The organism is Actinomadura sp. BRA 177, assembly GCF_013372625.1.
Lineage (GTDB): Bacteria > Actinomycetota > Actinomycetes > Streptosporangiales > Streptosporangiaceae > Spirillospora.
In genome coordinates, this window is the sequence record NZ_JABXFD010000530.1 from 1 (window position 1) to 1,161 (window position 1,161).

At 73.0% G+C, this 1,161-nt stretch carries 2 protein-coding genes; both read left to right on the top strand.

Going from position 1 to position 1,161, the window contains the following annotated elements:
* Positions 1 to 196 (top strand): hypothetical protein (locus HUX53_RS30205; RefSeq protein ID WP_176406620.1); only part of this gene is annotated, 196 nt, incomplete at its 5' end.
* A gap of 85 nt (positions 197 to 281) precedes the next feature.
* Positions 282 to 1,022, top strand: a complete 741-nt coding sequence (locus HUX53_RS30210) for a response regulator transcription factor (RefSeq protein ID WP_176406621.1) — start codon at positions 282 to 284, stop codon at positions 1,020 to 1,022.
* Positions 1,023 to 1,161 lie beyond the last annotated feature (139 nt).

Sequence of the window (1,161 nt, forward strand, 5' to 3'; positions counted from 1 at the left end):
CACCACGATCAAGGCGACCGTCGTCCGGACCGGGGAGGTGTGGGAGCAGGTCACCTCCGAGGCCGCCTCCGAGGCCGCCGTCGAGGTCGAGGCGACCGTCGAGGTCGAGGTGACCGTCGAGAGCGGCGGGGAGGGCGGGGACGCGTGGGCGCGGGCCACCGCCGAGGTCACCGTGCAGGCGCCGCCCGAGCCGTGAAGCGGCCCTCAGAAGATTCTGAGAGAACCATGAGAAACACCGGCCGGTGGACGGGCCGCCCACCGGGCCTGTTTACGGTGAGTGCATGGAGCCCGACACCCGGGGAGCCGGACCCGCCCGGATACTGGTCGTGGACGACGAGCCCGCCGTCCGCGAGTCGCTGACCAGCAGCCTGGAGTTCGAGGGGTACCGGGTCGCGGGCGCCGCCGACGGCGTCACGGCCCTGGACCGGGTCGAGCAGGAGGCCCCCGACCTGGTCGTGCTGGACGTCCTCATGCCCCGCATGGACGGCCTGACCACCTGCCGGCGGCTGCGCGCCCTCGGCGCCACCATGCCGGTGCTGATGCTCACCGCCCGCGACATGGTCGGCGACCGCGTCACCGGCCTGGACGCCGGCGCCGACGACTACCTGGCCAAGCCGTTCGAGCTGGACGAGCTGCTCGCCCGCATCCGCGCCCTGCTGCGCCGCACCGCCATGAACGCCGCCGCCGACGCGGACGCCGACGCGCCGGCCGGGGGTGTGCTGGCCTTCGACGACCTGCGCATGGACACCCTCACCCGCGAGACCACCCGCGCCGGCCGGCCCGTCGAGCTGACCCGCACCGAGTACATGCTGCTGGAGATGTTCCTGACCCACCCCCGCCAGGTCCTCACCCGCGAGCAGATCCTGGAGACGGTGTGGGGGTTCGACTTCGAGCCCGCCTCCAACTCCCTGGACGTGTACGTGATGTACCTGCGGCGCAAGACCGAGGCCGGGGGGCTGCCGCGGCTGGTGCACACCGTCCGCGGCGTCGGGTACGTGCTGCGCGGGGCGGCGTCCCCATGAACCGGGCGCCGGCCGCGCGGGCATCGGGCACGCGGGCGCCGGTGACGCGGCGGCTCACCTGTCTCCTAGACACATCTGCCGCTGCCGACGAAGCGGATAGCGCAGCTCTCCGAGGTCGCCGCAGCATCCACAAAAACAA

Coding starts and splice junctions, on each gene's coding strand:
- HUX53_RS30210 (WP_176406621.1), top strand. CDS start 282: ATGGAGCCCGACACCCGGGGAGCCGGACCCGCCCGGATACTGGTCGTG.